Source organism: Psychrobacillus sp. OK028 (assembly GCF_900103605.1).
Taxonomy (GTDB): Bacteria; Bacillota; Bacilli; order Bacillales_A; family Planococcaceae; genus Psychrobacillus.
Genome location: NZ_FNHY01000018.1, coordinates 1 through 2,901, shown reverse-complemented (window position 1 = coordinate 2,901; position 2,901 = coordinate 1). Strand labels below are relative to the sequence as shown.

Genomic DNA, 2,901 nt, shown 5'->3' with positions numbered 1-2,901 from the left:
GTGTAAGACTTTTTAACTTTTAGGTTAAGTTAATAAGGGCGCACGGTGAATGCCTTGGCACTAGGAGTCGACGAAGGACGGCACTAACACCGATATGCTTCGGGGAGCTGTAAGTGAGCTTTGATCCGGAGATTTCCGAATGGGGAAACCCACTGTTCGTAATGGAGCAGTACATTTGCGTGAATACATAGCGCATCTGAGACACACCCAGGGAACTGAAACATCTAAGTACCTGGAGGAAGAGAAAGAAAAATCGATTCCCTGAGTAGCGGCGAGCGAAACGGGAATAGCCCAAACCAAGAGGCTTGCCTCTTGGGGTTGTAGGACACTCTACATAGAGTTACAAAGGAATGGATTAGATGAAGCGATCTGGAAAGGTCCGCAGGATAGGGTAAAAGCCCCGTAGTCCAAAATCCATTCTCTCTTGAGTGTATCCTGAGTACGGCGGAACACGTGAAATTCCGTCGGAATCCGGGAGGACCATCTCCCAAGGCTAAATACTACCTAGTGACCGATAGTGAACCAGTACCGTGAGGGAAAGGTGAAAAGCACCCCGGAAGGGGAGTGAAATAGATCCTGAAACCGTGTGCCTACAAGTAGTTAGAGCCCGTTAATGGGTGATAGCGTGCCTTTTGTAGAATGAACCGGCGAGTTACGATTACATGCAAGGTTAAGTTGAGAAGACGGAGCCGCAGCGAAAGCGAGTCTGAATAGGGCGAATGAGTATGTGGTCGTAGACCCGAAACCAGGTGATCTACCCATGTCCAGGATGAAGGTAAGGTAACACTTACTGGAGGTCCGAACCCACGCACGTTGAAAAGTGCGGGGATGAGGTGTGGGTAGCGGAGAAATTCCAATCGAACCTGGAGATAGCTGGTTCTCTCCGAAATAGCTTTAGGGCTAGCCTCAAACGTTAGAATCTTGGAGGTAGAGCACTGTTTGGACTAGGGGCCCATCCCGGGTTACCGAATTCAGACAAACTCCGAATGCCAATGATTTATGTTTGGGAGTCAGACTGCGAGTGATAAGATCCGTAGTCAAGAGGGAAACAGCCCAGACCACCAGCTAAGGTCCCAAAGTATTTGTTAAGTGGAAAAGGATGTGGCGTTGCTTAGACAACCAGGATGTTGGCTTAGAAGCAGCCATCATTTAAAGAGTGCGTAATAGCTCACTGGTCGAGTGACGCTGCGCCGAAAATGTATCGGGGCTAAACAAATCACCGAAGCTGTGGATTGATACCTTTGGTATCAGTGGTAGGAGAGCGTTCTAAGGGCGTTGAAGTCAGACCGGAAGGACTGGTGGAGCGCTTAGAAGTGAGAATGCCGGTATGAGTAGCGAAAGACGGGTGAGAATCCCGTCCACCGTATGACTAAGGTTTCCTGAGGAAGGCTCGTCCGCTCAGGGTTAGTCGGGACCTAAGCCGAGGCCGATAGGCGTAGGCGATGGATAACAGGTTGATATTCCTGTACCACCAAACCACCGTTTGAGTAATGGGGGGACGCAGAAGGATAGGGTAAGCATGCTGTTGGTTATGCATGTCCAAGCAGTAAGGTGTGAATGTAGGCAAATCCGCATTCTCTAACATTGAGCTGTGATGGCGAGGACGTATGTCCGGAGTTCCTGATTTCACACTGCCAAGAAAAGCCTCTAGCGAGGTGATAGGTGCCCGTACCGCAAACCGACACAGGTAGTCGAGGAGAGAATCCTAAGGTGAGCGAGAGAACTCTCGTTAAGGAACTCGGCAAAATGACCCCGTAACTTCGGGAGAAGGGGTGCTCTTTAGGGTGAATAGCCCTGAAGAGCCGCAGTGAATAGGCCCAGGCGACTGTTTAGCAAAAACACAGGTCTCTGCAAAACCGTAAGGTGAAGTATAGGGGCTGACGCCTGCCCGGTGCTGGAAGGTTAAGAGGAGTGCTTAGCGCAAGCGAAGGTGCGAATTGAAGCCCCAGTAAACGGCGGCCGTAACTATAACGGTCCTAAGGTAGCGAAATTCCTTGTCGGGTAAGTTCCGACCCGCACGAAAGGCGTAACGATCTGGGCACTGTCTCAACGAGAGACTCGGTGAAATTATAGTACCTGTGAAGATGCAGGTTACCCGCGACAGGACGGAAAGACCCCGTGGAGCTTTACTATAGCTTGATATTGAATTTTGGTGCAACTTGTACAGGATAGGCAGGAGCCTTAGAGCCCGGAGCGCCAGCTTCGGAGGAGGCGTCGGTGGGATACTGCCCTGGTTGTATTGAAATTCTAACCCATACCCGTAACCCGGGTAGGAGACAGTGTCAGGCGGGTAGTTTGACTGGGGCGGTCGCCTCCTAAAGTGTAACGGAGGCGCCCAAAGGTTCCCTCAGAATGGTTGGAAATCATTCGAAGAGTGTAAAGGCAGAAGGGAGCTTGACTGCGAGACCTACAAGTCGAGCAGGGTCGAAAGACGGGCTTAGTGATCCGGTGGTTCCGCATGGAAGGGCCATCGCTCAACGGATAAAAGCTACCCCGGGGATAACAGGCTTATCTCCCCCAAGAGTCCACATCGACGGGGAGGTTTGGCACCTCGATGTCGGCTCATCGCATCCTGGGGCTGTAGTCGGTCCCAAGGGTTGGGCTGTTCGCCCATTAAAGCGGTACGCGAGCTGGGTTCAGAACGTCGTGAGACAGTTCGGTCCCTATCCGTCGTGGGCGTAGGAAATTTGAGAGGAGCTGTCCTTAGTACGAGAGGACCGGGATGGACACACCGCTGGTGTACCAGTTGTTCTGCCAAGAGCATCGCTGGGTAGCTATGTGTGGACGGGATAAGTGCTGAAAGCATCTAAGCACGAAGCCCCCCTCAAGATGAGATTTCCCATTACGCAAGTAAGTAAGATCCCTCAAAGACGATGAGGTAGATAGGTTCGGGGTGGAAGC

Annotated in this window: 1 rRNA gene; it reads left to right on the top strand. The window is 51.6% G+C overall.

The features are described 5' to 3' along the window. Positions 1-22: 22 nt before the first annotated feature. Positions 23-2,901, top strand: a 23S ribosomal RNA gene (locus tag BLR36_RS18480); the annotation flags it as partial.